16 protein-coding genes are annotated in these 14,511 nt (G+C 28.7%); 9 read left to right on the top strand and 7 right to left on the bottom strand.

The features are described 5' to 3' along the window. The first annotated feature begins 105 nt into the window (after nucleotides 1-105). Nucleotides 106-1,050: a hypothetical protein gene (locus tag AACT_RS02980; protein WP_172124828.1), complete on the top strand. Its 945-nt coding sequence runs from the start codon at nucleotides 106-108 to the stop codon at nucleotides 1,048-1,050. On the opposite strand, the gene AACT_RS02985 is transcribed toward AACT_RS02980, so the two are convergent. Continuing rightward, nucleotides 1,047-2,648: an IS1634 family transposase gene (locus AACT_RS02985; protein WP_172124149.1), complete on the bottom strand. Its 1,602-nt coding sequence runs from the start codon at nucleotides 2,646-2,648 to the stop codon at nucleotides 1,047-1,049. The two genes, AACT_RS02980 and AACT_RS02985, sit on opposite strands and share 4 nt — an antisense overlap. 97 nt (nucleotides 2,649-2,745) lie before the next feature. Here AACT_RS02985 and AACT_RS02990 point away from each other — a divergent pair, with 97 nt between their 5' ends. Beyond that, nucleotides 2,746-3,372 (top strand): hypothetical protein, encoded by a 627-nt coding sequence (locus AACT_RS02990; RefSeq protein ID WP_172124830.1) that lies wholly within the window; start codon nucleotides 2,746-2,748, stop codon nucleotides 3,370-3,372. 123 nt (nucleotides 3,373-3,495) lie between these two features. Here the strand turns inward: AACT_RS02990 and AACT_RS02995 are convergent, their stop codons facing one another. The 4 genes from AACT_RS02995 to AACT_RS03010 all read right to left on the bottom strand — a co-directional run bounded on the left by AACT_RS02995 (nucleotide 3,496) and on the right by AACT_RS03010 (nucleotide 6,131). Then, the gene (locus tag AACT_RS02995) at nucleotides 3,496-3,861 is read right to left on the bottom strand and encodes a type II toxin-antitoxin system VapC family toxin (RefSeq protein ID WP_172124832.1); all 366 of its coding nucleotides are present in this window, start codon (nucleotides 3,859-3,861) and stop codon (nucleotides 3,496-3,498) included. Further along, the gene (locus AACT_RS03000) at nucleotides 3,852-4,055 is read right to left on the bottom strand and encodes a hypothetical protein (protein ID WP_172124834.1); all 204 of its coding nucleotides are present in this window, start codon (nucleotides 4,053-4,055) and stop codon (nucleotides 3,852-3,854) included. The genes AACT_RS02995 and AACT_RS03000 overlap by 10 nt, the downstream gene beginning before the upstream one ends. Nucleotides 4,056-4,179: 124 nt before the next feature. Continuing rightward, nucleotides 4,180-5,178 (bottom strand): LLM class flavin-dependent oxidoreductase, encoded by a 999-nt coding sequence (locus tag AACT_RS03005; RefSeq protein WP_172124836.1) that lies wholly within the window; start codon nucleotides 5,176-5,178, stop codon nucleotides 4,180-4,182. A gap of 95 nt (nucleotides 5,179-5,273) precedes the next feature. Then, the gene (locus AACT_RS03010) at nucleotides 5,274-6,131 is read right to left on the bottom strand and encodes an AraC family transcriptional regulator (protein WP_172124838.1); all 858 of its coding nucleotides are present in this window, start codon (nucleotides 6,129-6,131) and stop codon (nucleotides 5,274-5,276) included. Nucleotides 6,132-6,287: 156 nt separating this feature from the next. Here AACT_RS03010 and AACT_RS03015 point away from each other — a divergent pair, with 156 nt between their 5' ends. Then, nucleotides 6,288-7,241, top strand: a complete 954-nt coding sequence (locus tag AACT_RS03015; protein WP_172124840.1) for an SDR family oxidoreductase — start codon at nucleotides 6,288-6,290, stop codon at nucleotides 7,239-7,241. 58 nt (nucleotides 7,242-7,299) lie between these two features. Here AACT_RS03015 and AACT_RS03020 read toward each other — a convergent pair whose 3' ends face one another. Next, the gene (locus AACT_RS03020; RefSeq protein ID WP_172124842.1) at nucleotides 7,300-7,758 is read right to left on the bottom strand and encodes a DUF302 domain-containing protein; all 459 of its coding nucleotides are present in this window, start codon (nucleotides 7,756-7,758) and stop codon (nucleotides 7,300-7,302) included. Further along, nucleotides 7,755-8,903 (bottom strand): type 1 periplasmic-binding domain-containing protein, encoded by a 1,149-nt coding sequence (locus AACT_RS03025; protein WP_172124844.1) that lies wholly within the window; start codon nucleotides 8,901-8,903, stop codon nucleotides 7,755-7,757. The genes AACT_RS03020 and AACT_RS03025 overlap by 4 nt, the downstream gene beginning before the upstream one ends. 129 nt (nucleotides 8,904-9,032) lie before the next feature. Here AACT_RS03025 and AACT_RS03030 point away from each other — a divergent pair, with 129 nt between their 5' ends. From AACT_RS03030 to pqqB, 6 genes are all read left to right on the top strand, one after another. Beyond that, entirely contained in the window at nucleotides 9,033-9,995 is a 963-nt protein-coding gene (locus AACT_RS03030) for a PQQ-dependent catabolism-associated beta-propeller protein (RefSeq protein ID WP_172124846.1), read from the top strand. Between the two features lies 1 nt (nucleotide 9,996). Beyond that, nucleotides 9,997-10,719, top strand: a complete 723-nt coding sequence (locus tag AACT_RS03035; RefSeq protein ID WP_172124848.1) for an ATP-binding cassette domain-containing protein — start codon at nucleotides 9,997-9,999, stop codon at nucleotides 10,717-10,719. A gap of 3 nt (nucleotides 10,720-10,722) precedes the next feature. Then, the gene (locus AACT_RS03040; protein ID WP_172124850.1) at nucleotides 10,723-11,505 is read left to right on the top strand and encodes an ABC transporter permease; all 783 of its coding nucleotides are present in this window, start codon (nucleotides 10,723-10,725) and stop codon (nucleotides 11,503-11,505) included. Nucleotides 11,506-11,561: 56 nt separating this feature from the next. Then, on the top strand, nucleotides 11,562-13,343 hold the full coding sequence (locus AACT_RS03045) for a methanol/ethanol family PQQ-dependent dehydrogenase (RefSeq protein ID WP_172124852.1): 1,782 nt from the start codon (nucleotides 11,562-11,564) through the stop codon (nucleotides 13,341-13,343). 34 nt (nucleotides 13,344-13,377) lie between these two features. Then, complete coding sequence (gene pqqA / locus AACT_RS15700) at nucleotides 13,378-13,452, top strand: pyrroloquinoline quinone precursor peptide PqqA (RefSeq protein ID WP_128357823.1); 75 nt, start codon at nucleotides 13,378-13,380, stop codon at nucleotides 13,450-13,452. 113 nt (nucleotides 13,453-13,565) lie between these two features. Next, nucleotides 13,566-14,483, top strand: coding sequence for a pyrroloquinoline quinone biosynthesis protein PqqB (pqqB, locus tag AACT_RS03055; RefSeq protein WP_172124854.1), 918 nt, complete (start codon nucleotides 13,566-13,568; stop codon nucleotides 14,481-14,483). The last annotated feature ends 28 nt before the right edge of the window (nucleotides 14,484-14,511 follow it).

The following is a 14,511-nucleotide window of genomic DNA, read 5'->3' on the forward strand; positions in this document are numbered from 1 at the left end:
TATGCTATTTAAGGGCTATTTGTAAGCTATAAGCAGTTGATATAATAACGAATACGGAATTTGTTTTTAAGTAAATTCTAGTAAAAAATTATTTAAGGACTGAAGATGAAAAAATTAGGTTTATTGAGTTTAGCTGCATCCCTTGCACTTACATCTGCAATGGCAGGAAATGTTGAATTAGTATCGGATTTGAAAATTTATGGTGACGCTGATGTTAGAGGAATATCTGTTAAAGGTGATACTGATACTGTAAAAAAAGATAAACAAGTAATAGACTCAAAAATCAGAGTTAATTTAGATTTTACAACATTAGAAAATGTTGTTGTTCACACAAGGATTGAGCTTAAAAATGATGCTTGGGGAAACAATGATGATGATACATTTACATGGGATGAAGCAACTGTCTTAGTACCTTTTCATGAGAACAAATTTTTATTAGCTGGACGAGTAAATGATACTTATGGTACGCCTTTTTATGGTTCAAATGGGGATAAAATCGATTTAGCTTTTTTAGGTTATACACCTATTGAAAATACTTTATTATATGCCTTTGATTTTAAAGCGGTTGAAGGCTCTAATGAAGACCAAAATACATTTTTAGGTGCAAATTCAAGCGGAACAGGAACAGGTGACTTTGATGCTTATGGTTTAGGTGGACAAGTTACAATTGATAAACTATTAGTTGGTGGAAGATATGTTTATTTACAAAATAATACAGAAACAGCTACATCTTCAGGAATTTTCAATGATGCAACAAGTCATATGTTTAATGCCTTTGCAATGGGTGAAGTTGCAGGTTTAGATATTCAAACACAAATAGAAAAAAGAGTAGGTGATAGAAGTAATTCAACAGCAGGTCAAATTGATGAAAAAATGTTAGGAGCTTATTTAAAAGTTGCTAAACAAATAGATAATCTAAATATTGGATTTGCTGCACTTACTACAAAAGATGGATATGTTTCAGGTGCAGATTTACCAGTTACATATTTAACAAATGATGATTATGGAACAGCTTCTCCTGACTTTCTCATATGGACACACACTTTTTAACTATTTTTAATTGCATTATAAACTTGTTGTTGAATTTCATCAAATTTCAAGTAGACTAATTTTCCATTTGTTCTAAGTGCAAACATATGTTTAATTATATCTCTTAAAAGTTTTTGTGAGAATTTAAATTTAATATTATTTTCTTTAAGTTTTGAATCAAACTCTTTATAAATTGAGTATGATACAAATGAAATAAGAATATGAGCCTTTATTCTGGTTTCTAGCCTATGGTATATGGGTCTGATTTTAAGATCAGTTTTTGATATTCTAAATGCTTGTTCTACTGCATATTGATTATTATAGTGTTCTATAATTTCACTTGGTGTTAGTGTAAAATCATTTGTAATAAAACCTTTTATACCATCTAATTTTGAATCATTATCAACTTTTTGATTATTGATATTAAAAGTGATATCACATTTATGATCATCGATGTTAAGATATTTAGCATAGTATGATAGTTTTAAATCTTTTTTTGTGATAGATTTTGAGAATTCAATTTTTTTCTTTAATCTTTCAAGTGCTTTATCTCTATTATGTTTATCTTTCTTAGCTCTTGCCGTTGAATATGAAAGAACTAACCTTTGATTGATATTTATGGATTGTTTATTGTCATTCTCATCAGTATATGGTATATCTTTATTAAATTTAAGTGTATGAGTTACTCCATCATTTAAAAATATCAAGTTTGATATTTGCTCTTTTAAATCATTTGATATATTTTTTATTTTGGCTGCAAGGATATATTTATATCCATTATTTTCAAGATATACTAGATTATTATTGTTTAGCATTCCTCTATCAGCTACAACTACAGGTTTATTTTTTAATTGAAATTTATTTTGAAACTTTTTAAGTACATCAACTAAAGTATGTCCCTCATATTTATTACCCTCATAAACCTCAAAGCTTAATGGATATCCTTGTAGTGTTGTAAACAATCCCAGTTGTATCTGAGGACGTGCTAATTTACCCTCTTTACTAAATCCAATACGTCTAAGATCGTCTTCACTCTCAGATTCAAAGTACAGGGTTGTAACATCATAAAATGTAAATGCAATAGTTTGGTTCATTTTTGCATAAGTATGATCAAATACACATTTTTCAATTTGTAGTTTTAAATTCTCTTCATAAAGTGTATCTAAAAATCTATAGATAGCATTTTTATCTACACTCTCTTTTTTAAAATATTCAAGATAATCAATCAAATATAATTTACTACCAGGATACAGTAATCTTGATACAACAAGATTTTTAAACATCTGAAGTCTTTTACAATCCAAATCTACACTAGAACATCCCAATCGTTCAAATAATTTTCCATAGATTAATTCATCACCTATTGGTATTAAATCATTATTTCCAAGTTCTATGAATATTAACTCTTCATTTTTATTTTCATCAAATAAAGTAGGATACATTTGTTGACGCAGTTCTTCTAAACGTTTATTTGCAACATCTAAATAAATTTGTAAATCTAAATCATTTTTTACACAAGCAATAGTTTCTATAACCTTATATTTCCTATGAACTCTATCGATAATCTGAATACTGATTGTTCCACTACTATTTTTCTTCTGTCTAATATGTAAACTCATACTAAAATTGTAGCAGGTTTTAGACTATAGGACACACACTTTTATGAATTTTATAGTCTATAAAGCCCTTTAATAAGGGATATCACTTTTAGAAAAATTGATTTTTGATAAAAATGAGAAAGTCAGGAATAATACAGAAACAGCTACATCTTCAGGAATTTTCAATGATGCAACAAGTCATATGTTTAATGCCTTTGCAATGGGTGAAGTTGCAGGTTTAGATATTCAAACACAAATAGAAAAAAGAGTAGGTGATAGAAGTAATTCAACAGCAGGTCAAATTGATGAAAAAATGTTAGGAGCTTATTTAAAAGTTGCTAAACAAATAGATAATCTAAATATTGGATTTGCTGCACTTACTACAAAAGATGGATATGTTTCAGGTGCAGATTTACCAGTTACATATTTAACAAATGATGATTATGGAACAGCTTCTCTTGATAGAGTTGGTAAATATGGAGATACTACAATTGTAGCTTTAAATTTAGAATATGATTTAACAAATGATTTAACACTAGAATCAAATTTAGCTCAGCATATTATTAAAGATGCAACATTTAGTAGTATCAACAAAGATTTAAAAATCACAGAATATGATGCAGGATTATCTTACAAACTTAATAAAAGTGCTGAACTTAGCTTAAGATATGCTCTAGGTACTTTTGATGAAAGTTCTTTAGAAGATATGCATACAGTAGTAGCTGCAGTTGAAATTAATTTCTAAAAAATAAAAGACCCAAAATATTTGGGTCTTTTTATTGATTTGTATATTTTCATAAATTTCTTAAAAAGCTGACAGAAAGTAAGATATTCTCCACATTAAGAGAATTTTTATTTTGAGAAAGTCTTAATATAAAATCAAATTATCAATAAATTTAAAATCTTTTTTGTTGTAGGTTAATAGTGGCAAATTAATTTTTAAAGCAGTTGAAGCTATTAGACTATCCGGAATATCCAAAGAGTGACTCTTCGCATATTTGTATACTAATTCTTTAGCAATACTTGAAATGCTTTCGTCAATAGGAATTATATTGAATAATTCAATGAATTTTTTTAGTTTTTGAAGTTCCATTTTATTAAAAGCACCATAAAAAAGCTCCATAGCTGTAATTACACTGATATAGTGAATATCATATTCTTCTACTTCTTTTATGGTTTGTTTATTGTTTTTTAATATTTCAATTAAAATATTTGTATCTAAAATTATTTCCAAGCTTTTTCTCTGATAGTTTGTAAATCTATATTTTTATTTTCCCATAATCCTGCAAATTCATTAAATTTGTCTTTTTTAGAATTAGGCTGTTTTTCTTCTTCTTGAGATTTTATTTCAATATAATCCAATGTAGATAAAAAATTTAAAAAACTCTCTTTTTTGCTTTCATTTTTAATATCAAGTGTTATTAGCATTTTTTACTCCTTAAAACTAGTTAATTTATTATACTGAATTTACACTTTTTATAAGTAAATTATATAAAACTTAAAGATAAATTTTAGAAGTAGCTTTATTTAAGGCTAGATACTTTCCAAAATATCACTCAAACCAAACTTTCGAAATCAGCTCATAAGATTTTATTCTATCTTCTGGATTATGTACCATACAATTTATCATTATTTCATTTGCGCCAGTTCTATCAATTAAACTTTCAAGTCTTTCTTTGACAACTTGTGGAGTTCCCCATATTGATTCTCTTGTTTTATGTCTTATGCTTTTTTCTTCCCAATTTTCCCATAAACTATTCATATCTTTTGTTGGCTTTTGTAATTGTTTATCATCACCTCTATGTAAATAAAGAAACTTTTGAAGTTCACTTGTGGCTAAATATTGAGCTTCTTCATTTGTTTGAGCACATATTACATTTATGCAAATCATTACATAAGGCTCTTTTAGTTGTTTTGATGGCTTGAAGTTCGCATAATATATTTTTACTGCATCATCCATTGAATCAGGTGCAAAATGCGAGGCAAAAACAAAAGGTAAACCTTTTTGTGCAGCTAAGGAAGCACTAAAAGTGCTAGAACCAAGTAGCCAAATTGGTATTTCTAAGCCATATCCAGGTATTGCTTTTACTCCTTTACTTCCTGCTTCATTTGATAAATAGTATTGTAAATACTTAAGCATCATAGGAAAGTCTGAGCCGTCATTATTTGGATCTCGTCTTAAAGCCAGCATTGTTTGTCTATTGGTTCCTGGCGCTCTTCCTAAACCTAAATCTATTCTATTTGGATATAAAGACTCCAATGTTCCAAATTGTTCAGCAATAACCAATGGTGCATGATTAGGAAGCATGATTCCACCTGAACCAATTCTGATTTTATTGGTTTTTGCTCCAATATAACTTAAAATTACAGAAGTTGCAGCACTTGCTATTCCACTAAAATTGTGATGTTCAGCAACCCAATATCTAGTAAATCCAAACTCTTCAACAGCCCGAGCTAGTTTTGTACTATTTTCTATGGCTTGTGATATTGAGAAACCATCTGCTACTGGAACTAAATCTAATACGGATAGTGGTATGTTTTTGTTATTCATATTTATCTCCATTTAAAATCACAGTGTATAGAAATTTCTTTTATTCTACACTTTTTTAAAAGAATTTGCTAACTACCTTTTTATCTAATTTCTAATTAAATATTTTTTATATCTCTTGGAGAGTAGGTAAATAGTCTTTTAAACTCTCTACTAAATTGAGCAGAATTTGTATAGCCTGATTCAAAAGCTGCATTACTTGCATTATATCCAGACATTAGTAGTGAATGTGCATTATGTAGACGTAATTGTTTTATAAATTGTATTGGTGATAAAGATGTAGCTTTTTTAAAATTTTTGTGCAGAGTTGCTACACTCATACTTGCAAATTTTGCTATTTCATCTATTGTAATATCATTTTGAAAATTTTGCTCCAAATATTTTATCGTAGGTACCATTTCATGTACTTTAGTATGATGTTGAACACTATTTCTTAATATATGTCCTTGTGGAGTTTTTAATATTTCATAAAAAAATTCTCTAATAAATGATTTACTTAATACTTTTATATCCATTTGATTACTTGATATATTTAGTAGCCTTTCTAAAGAGTTTTCAATAGCCTTATTCATAGGTGAAATAGTGATTATTTGTTTACTTTTTTTTTCATATTGCCAATCTTTAAGTTCATCAAAAATTTTTAGAAGTTCAGTGATGATATTTACATCAAGATTAATAATTATTCCAAGACAAGGGTTTTCAGGAGAACTATTAATAAGTTCTGATTTTACAGGCATCTTTATAGTACCTATTAGATAAGAGTTTTCATTGTAAGTATATTTTTCTTCCCCTAAATATAGATTTTTACTTCCTTGAGAGATAATGCAAATAGATGCTGGTAAAATGGTGTTAATTTTAGAAAAGGCAGTGGATATTTTAAATATTTCAATACCTTGGATTCCAGTTTTATTTATTCCTTCATTTATCCCAAGTTCTTTTATTCTATCTTTTAACATAAAATCTCCTTATTTAGATAATTATAACAATTAAATCCAATTATAATATATAAAACTAATTCAATTGATATTTTTGTGCAAGCTTTTAAGATAAATGATATATCTATAGATTTTATTACTTGTTAGAATTTAAGAATAATATTTTAAAGGAATTAAATGAGTAAAATAGAGGCGAATATATTTGGGAAAGAGGGATGGACACCCAAACGTTTATGTTCATTAAAGGGTAAAACTTACTTGATTACTGGAGCAAATACAGGTGCAGGTTTTGAAGCAACAAAAGTTTTAATTTCAAAAGGTGCAAAAGTTGTTATACTTTCAAGAAATGCTAAAAAAGTGAATGATGCAATTCATCAAATTAAACTACAATTTAAAGATGCAGATATTGAGTTTATTAAGATAGATCTTGCCTCTTTAGAATCAGTAAGGAGTGCAGCTAATATTATTAATAATAGTATAGAAAAAATAGATGCACTAATTTGTAATGCCGCAATTGCACAAGTTTCAAAACAAGTGTTTACAAGCGATGGCTTTGAGAGTCAAATAGCTGTTAATCATTATGGACATTTTCTTTTATGTGGCTTATTATTTGATAAAATAAATAATTCAAATGGAAGAATTGTAGTTGTGAGTAGCCTAGGATATAAAATGGGATTAAAAACCATTAAATTTGAAGATATGAATTGGAATAAGAATTATCATCCTAATAATACTTATTGTCATAGTAAACTAGCACAAATGATTTTTGCCTATGAATTACAAAATCGAATAAAAGAAGCGAATGCAAATGTAAAAGTTTATGTTTGTCATCCAGGAGCTTCTAAAACATCACTTATTAATGAAAATGTCAATTCAATTACAAGGTTTGTGTGGTCATTGATGGTATTGACACCAATGGTACAAACAGCATTAAAAGGCGCTTATCCAGAATTAATGTGTGCCACAGAAGAGTGTCTTAATGAGCAGGCTTTTTATGGTCCTACGGGAAGAATGAATTGGATTGGGCCAGTGGGAGAATGTAAAGTAGAATCATTTGTTTTTGATAGAAAAATTGCTTTAAAGTTATGGGATATTTCTGAAAAAAATACAGGAATTAAATGGCTTATGTAAAATAAACTTAATTAAAATGTAATGAAGAATAGTTTTAAATGAAGCATATTAAAAACTTTTATTCTACACTTTTTATAATCAAGTTTTTTAATGTTTCATTGATTTTGTTAGCTATTTGGTCATCTTTTTTAAAGGGTTTATAAAATTTATAAGAGATAAAATTTTTATTATCTTTTTCATATATTGAAATAGCAAGTGGACAGTAGTTTATATTATGAAAATTCTCTTCCACCATTTGTAAAGTAAAGCTACTTTTACAAATACCTAGATTTATTCCCTCTTTTAAAATACCTTTTTTTTCAAGAATCTGAGCCACTTCATTTGTGGCTTTTGCAAGGTTTAATTCATATACAATAGTAAAACCTTGAAAATTTATCTCATCTTTTAGATTTAATAAATTTTCTTTAAAACTTGTATTATGTGTTTTTACTAAAAAAAGATTTTCATTTTCTATTATTTCATAATTTGCACTTAAAAAAGAGCATAAAAAAAGAATTAATAAAAAACTCTTTTTCATTTTTTACATTCCATTTCAAATGGAGCGATTCCTAAGGTATCTAAGTCTGTAATTGGATGTAAAAAACCAACTTGTGGAGAAGTTGATATTAATGCTCTTGGCTGAACTAAAGATATAGGAATTCGAACTTGTCCATTATACTCCCTAAAAGATAGTTTCCTTCCCATATAAGCAGCTACATCAAAATCATCTGAATAAATATAATCTAGATTTGTTTTTAAATCAGCTGTTTTTGTTTTTGAAATAGCTGTAATTATAGTTCTTATTGCTAACCAATTTGAATAATCCCTTGATTCCATCCATCTTGAAGAGAATTTTTCAAATCTACTTTGCATTTGAGCAGCTCCCCATTGTTCTATTACTTTATGCCATAAAACAGGAGTTAGTCCTTGCGTTCCAGCAACTGGTCTTGGAAGCCAAGAGTTAAAATATACAAACTCTCCAAAATCACCATAATAATCAGCAAGTAAAATTACATCATAATCTTTAGCTTGAGTAAATACCGGAAACTCATCAGTGGCTTTTCTTCTTATATCACTATTATTATCCCACTCTTTTTCAACAACAATTTTTGCCCCAAATTTTTTGGCAGCTCTTTTAATATCCTCTTTTATTTGTAAGTCTTTTGGATTTGTTCCACTTAATAAAAATATCTTTTTAAAGTCTCTTTTTACTAAAAACTGAACTAATCCATCATAAAGCATAGCATTACTTGCACTTGTGTGAAGAAGGTTATTTTGGCAAATAGTTTTTCGCAAGTTTGTATTTTGGCTACTTGCATTTATTAATAAGGCATCTTTTGAAAGGGGATTTTTAAGTAATTTCTCTAAAAGTGAATCTTCAACATTTAATAAAACATAGCTATTTTTGTTTTTGATAAACTCTTCAAAAGTTTTGATTAACTCATTTTCATCAAAAGATATTTTGCTTTCTAAAGTGAAATTTTGATTTAAAAATTTCGCACTTTTATTACTATCTATTATTGCAATTTGTGCACCTTTAATTCCTAAATCTTCAGGCTCTTCAATTATATTTGATAAAACAGGTGGTTTTTGGATTTTTTGCTCTAAATATAAGATATTTACATTTAAAATATCTGCATTTACAATACTTAATAAAAATAGAATAGATATCAGGATTTTCATTTTATTGTCCTTTTATGGTTTAGATGGATTATATAAAATATTTATAGCCTGAGTTTAGCAAAAATAGTCGCTAAACTTAAGCTATAAAAGTAGTATAGAATTCATCAAAATAAAATTGGAGAGAAATTTATGAAAAATAAAATTATTACAGCAGCTATTCTTTCAAGCTCAATATTATTAGCAGATACTATTTATGTATCAAATGAAAAAGATAATACTATTTCTGTTATTGATTCACTTACAAATAAAGTAACAGAAACTATAAAAGTAGGTCAAAGACCAAGAGGAATATTATTAAACAATGATAAAACTCAATTATATATTTGTGCAAGTGATGATGATACAGTTCAAGTATTAGATTTAAAAACAAAAAAAATCATACATAACTTACCATCAGGTGAAGATCCTGAGCAGTTTGCTTTAACTCCTGATGGAAAAGAGCTATATGTATCAAATGAAGATGATGCAATTGTAACAGTTGTTGATACAGTAAATAGAAGTGTTGTTACTCAAATTGAAGTTGGTGTTGAGCCTGAGGGAATGGCTGTAAGTCCAGATGGAACTGTTGCTATTAATACAACTGAAACATCAAACTTTTTACACTGGATTGATACAAAAACAAAAAAGATTATTCATAATACATTAGTTGATCAAAGACCAAGACATATTGAATTTACAAAAAGTGGTGATAGAGTTTGGGCTTCAAGTGAGATTGGTGGAACTGTTATGATAGTTGATTCTACAACAAAAGAGAGTATTGGAAAAGTTTCTTTTAAAATTCCAGGAATCTTCAAAGACTTAATTCAACCAGTTGGTATAAAACTAACATCTGATGGAAAATATGCTTTTGTAGCACTTGGGCCTGCAAATCATGTAGCTGTTGTTGATGCAAAAACTTTTAAAGTTATAAAATATTTATTAGTTGGAAAAAGAGTTTGGATGCTTGATTTTGCACAAAATGAAAAAAAACTTTATACTACAAATGGTGTAAGTGGAGATGTATCTGTTATTGATGTTGATTCTTTAAAAGTTGAAAAAACAATACCAGTTGGGCGATATCCTTGGGGATTAGCCGTAATTCCAAGTAAGTAGAATGAAAAAAAATATTTTAGAAATAAATCATATTGATTTTTCCTACGGAAAGAAAAAGGTTTTAGATAATATCAATTTTTCTATTGAAGAAGGAACTTTTAGCGTTTTATTAGGACTTAATGGTGCTGGTAAATCTACAATTTTTTCTTTAATTACAAGATTACAAAATCTTGTAGTTGGAGAAATATCTATCAATAACTTTCCAATAAAAGATTACTCAAATGCCTTAAAAGATATTGGAATTGTTTTCCAAGAACCAACTTTGGATTTAGATTTAACTGTAAAACAAAACCTTTATTATTATGGTTCTTTAAAAGGTCTTGATTTCAAACAAACACTTTTTTCAATAGAAGATGAAATCAAAAAACTTGAACTAGAAAATCATTTAGATACTCAAGTACGAAATTTAAATGGAGGTCATAGAAGAAGAGTTGAAATTTTAAGAGCTTTAATAAATAAACCAAAATTACTTTTACTTGATGAGCCAACTGTTGGACTTGATTTAAAAAGCAGATTTGATATTTTGGAGTATGTAAGACAGCTTGTTCTTACAAAAAACATATCTGTATTGTGGATTACTCATTTATTTGATGAAATTGAAGAAGATGATAATGTAACTTTAATTAAAACAGGGAAAATCATAGAATCAGGAATTGTAAAAAATATTATTGCTAAACACAAAAAAGAAAACTTAGTTGAAACTTTCAACTATTTAGTAAGGTAGAAAATGAAAAAATATATATATTGTATGAAAGGAATTGTTTATAAAGAGCTAATAAGATTTTTAAAACAAAAAAGTAGATTCTTTTCAGCTCTTGTTAGACCACTTTTATGGCTATTTATTTTTTCAGTTGGATTTAAAACTGCTTTAGGTCTTGCAATTATTCCTCCCTATGAAACTTATATAACTTATGAAACATATATAGTTCCAGGACTTGTTGGAATGGTTTTACTTTTTAATGGAATGCAAAGCTCACTAACTATGATATTTGATAGAGAAATGGGAAGTATGAAAATACTTTTAACTTCTTATATAAATAGAAACTATTTACTATTTTGTAAAATGTTTGCAACAGCAATTGTTTCAACTTTACAAGCTATTACTTTTTTAATAGTTGCAATTCTTTATGGTGTTGATATTTCATATATAGCTATTATTTTAACTATACCTATTATTATAGTTTCATCTATTATTTTAAATGCTTTTGCCCTTTTTATTTCATCGGTTATAAAACAGTTGGAAAACTTTGCAACGGTTATGAATTTTGTGATTTTCCCTATGTTTTTTCTAAGTTCTGCACTTTATCCACTTTGGAAAATAAAAGATTCATCACTTCTTTTGTTTAATATCTCCTCTTATAATCCATTTACTTATATTGTAGAGGCTATACGATTCTCACTTTATGAAAAATTTGAGCTAGAAATCTTTCTAATTTTAGGAATTTCATTTGTAATTAGCCTAATAATGGCCTTTGTAGGGTTTAAATCAAAAAAAGTAAGTCATGGCTAAACTTAGGCTATAAATGTCATGTATACTTTTGCTAAGACAATAATTAAGGAGAGAAAATGATTAAAAAAAAGCTACTAACTAGTGCCGCTGCCGTTACACTTTGTGCCCTAATTAGCGCTCAAGCAAATAGTAACACAAGTAAGGTTATAGAACCATCATACAATCCAGTTACTTATACTGAAATTTCAAATGATGCGAAGTCTACAGAAGATGTTTTAACTTATGGTTTAGGACAACAAGGTCAAAGATATTCAACTCTTGAACAAATTAATAAAAAAACAATTAAAGATTTAGTTCCTGTGTGGAATTTCTCTTTTGGTGGTGAAAAACAAAGAGGACAAGAATCTCAACCAATTATCAAAGATGGTGTAATGTATGTTACAGGTTCTTACTCTAGAGTTTTTGCTATTAATATAGCAAATGGTGAAGAAATTTGGCAATATGATGCAAAACTTCCTGATGCAATTTTACCTTGTTGTGATGTTATCAACAGAGGTGTTGCTATTTATGATAATTTAGTTATTTTTGGAACTCTTGATGCAAAATTAGTTGCACTTGATAGAAAAACTGGAAATGTAGTTTGGAAGAAAAAAGTAGAAGAGTATAAAGATGGTTACTCAATAACAGCTGCTCCTATGATTGTAAAAGATATGGTAATTACAGGTGTTGCAGGTGGTGAGTTTGGTATTGTTGGAAAAGTTGAAGCTAGAAATGCTAAAACAGGTGAACTTGTATGGACTAGACCTACTGTTGAAGGTCATATGGGTTACTTAAATGGGAAAGAAAATGGAATAACTGGTGGAGAAGCTGGTAAAACTTGGCCTGGAGATTTATGGAAATCAGGAGGAGCTGCTACTTGGTTAGGTGGAACTTATGACCCTGATACTAACTTAATCTTTATGGGTACAGGAAATCCAGCTCCTTGGAATTCACATTTAAGACCAGGGGATAACTTATATTCATCTTCAAGATTAGCACTTGACCCTGATACTGGGAAAATCGTTTGGCATTTTCAAACAACTCCACATGATGGATGGGATTTTGATGGTGTAAATGAATTAATTTCATTTGATTATACAAATAAAGATGGAAAAATAGAAAAACTAGCAGCAACTGCTGATAGAAATGGATTCTTCTATGTATTAGATAGAACTAATGGTAAATTTGTTACTGCAAACCCATTTGTTTCGAATATTACATGGGCAACTGGTATTGGAAAAGATGGTAGACCACTTTATGTAGAAGAGGGAAGACCTGGAAATCCTGGAGCTGAGTCTAAAGGAACATCAGTGTTTGCAGTTCCTGCATTCTTGGGAGCTAAAAACTGGATGCCAATGGCTTATTCACAAAAAACAAAAAATTTCTATGTTCCATCTAATGAGTGGGGAATGGATATTTGGAATCAACCTGTTTCTTATAAAAAAGGTGCTGCTTACTTAGGTGCTGGATTTACAATCAAGCCAATATTTGAAGACCATATTGGTTCTTTAAAAGCAATCGAGCCATTAACTGGAAAAGTTAAATGGGAATATAAAAACCCTGCACCATTATGGGGTGGAGTTTTAACAACTGCTGGTGGACTTGTATTTACAGGAACTCCTGAAGGTAAATTATTAGCATTTGATGATGAAACAGGTGAAATCTTGTATACATTCCAAGTTGGTTCTGGAATCGTTGGGTCTCCTGTTACTTGGGAACAAAATGGTGAACAATTTATCTCAATCGTTTCAGGTTGGGGTGGAGCTGTACCTTTATGGGGTGGAGAAGTTGCAAAACAAATCAAAAACATAAATCAAGGTGGAACAGTTCACGTATTTAAACTACATAAATCTAAATAGATTTATGTAAATCTTATGAAAGGAGGGCAATATTATGAAATGGGAAAAACCAATGTTCGTTGATAATAGATTCGGATTTGAAGTGACAATGTATATTTGTCATGAATAATAGGTCTTAATTGTAAGTTTTAATTAGCAAGAAAGGGATTATTTCCTTTCTTGCTCTTTTTATTATTGAGTTTATAAAAGATAGATTCAATTATAAAAAGAGTTAGGAATAATATGAAAATAGAAATCTTAGGTTCAAGTGCAGGAGGAGGACTTCCTCAGTTTAATTGTAATTGTCATAACTGTAAGGGTTATAGAGAAGGCAAACCTACAATTAAAAGAAGAACACAAAGTTCAATTACTGTTAGTGAAGATGGAGAAAATTGGGTTTTATTTAATACCTCTCCTGATATTTTAGAGCAAATTCATAACTCACCTTTTTTACATCCTACAAAAACAAGAGAAACAAAAATAAAAGCTATTATTTTTAACGATGCTCAAATTGATCATACAACTGGACTTTTGATGTTAAGAGAGGGATGTCCTCATCAAATATATTGCACAAAAGAAGTAAATGAAGAGTTAAATACATCTTTCCCTTTAATGAAAATGCTAAAACATTGGGATGGTGGCGGAACTTTTTGGCATGAAATTATTCCAAATAGCACAACAAAATTTGAAATTCCAGTGATGCCTTCTTATGAATTTTATGCACACTCTTTGATTTCAAATGCACCGCCTTATTCAGCATATAGAGATAAGCCAAGAAAAGGCGATAATATTGGAGTTACAGTTGTAAATAAAAAAACTGGAAAAAGACTTTTTTATCTTCCTGGACTTGGAGTTCTTGAAGAGCATATCTTAGAAGAAATGGCAAAGGCTGATATTTTATTATTAGAAGGAACACTTTGGACTAATGATGAAATGATAAAAGGAAATTTTTCAAAGAAACTTGGAACTGAAATGGGACATATTCCATTAAATGGGGAAGAGGGTTTAATAAAAGTTTTAGATACTTTAGAAAAACCAAGAAAGATATTAATTCATATAAACAATACAAATCCTATCTTAGATGAATCAACGCTTGAATATAAAGAACTTATATCACATGGTATTGAAATATCTTATGATGGTATGAGTATAGAAATTTAAATTTAGCACTTAATAAAAAGGAGAGAAA

This window comes from Arcobacter acticola, assembly GCF_013177675.1.
In the GTDB taxonomy this organism is placed as follows: Bacteria; Campylobacterota; Campylobacteria; order Campylobacterales; family Arcobacteraceae; genus Aliarcobacter; species Aliarcobacter acticola.

Coding starts and splice junctions, on each gene's coding strand:
- AACT_RS03035 (WP_172124848.1), top strand. CDS start 9,997: ATGAAAAAAAATATTTTAGAAATAAATCATATTGATTTTTCCTACGGA.
- AACT_RS02985 (WP_172124149.1), bottom strand. CDS start 2,648: ATGAGTTTACATATTAGACAGAAGAAAAATAGTAGTGGAACAATCAGT.
- AACT_RS03015 (WP_172124840.1), top strand. CDS start 6,288: ATGAGTAAAATAGAGGCGAATATATTTGGGAAAGAGGGATGGACACCC.
- AACT_RS03020 (WP_172124842.1), bottom strand. CDS start 7,758: ATGAAAAAGAGTTTTTTATTAATTCTTTTTTTATGCTCTTTTTTAAGT.
- AACT_RS03030 (WP_172124846.1), top strand. CDS start 9,033: ATGAAAAATAAAATTATTACAGCAGCTATTCTTTCAAGCTCAATATTA.
- AACT_RS03045 (WP_172124852.1), top strand. CDS start 11,562: ATGATTAAAAAAAAGCTACTAACTAGTGCCGCTGCCGTTACACTTTGT.
- pqqB (WP_172124854.1), top strand. CDS start 13,566: ATGAAAATAGAAATCTTAGGTTCAAGTGCAGGAGGAGGACTTCCTCAG.
- AACT_RS03010 (WP_172124838.1), bottom strand. CDS start 6,131: ATGTTAAAAGATAGAATAAAAGAACTTGGGATAAATGAAGGAATAAAT.
- AACT_RS03040 (WP_172124850.1), top strand. CDS start 10,723: ATGAAAAAATATATATATTGTATGAAAGGAATTGTTTATAAAGAGCTA.
- AACT_RS03025 (WP_172124844.1), bottom strand. CDS start 8,903: ATGAAAATCCTGATATCTATTCTATTTTTATTAAGTATTGTAAATGCA.
- AACT_RS03000 (WP_172124834.1), bottom strand. CDS start 4,055: ATGCTAATAACACTTGATATTAAAAATGAAAGCAAAAAAGAGAGTTTT.
- AACT_RS03005 (WP_172124836.1), bottom strand. CDS start 5,178: ATGAATAACAAAAACATACCACTATCCGTATTAGATTTAGTTCCAGTA.
- AACT_RS02980 (WP_172124828.1), top strand. CDS start 106: ATGAAAAAATTAGGTTTATTGAGTTTAGCTGCATCCCTTGCACTTACA.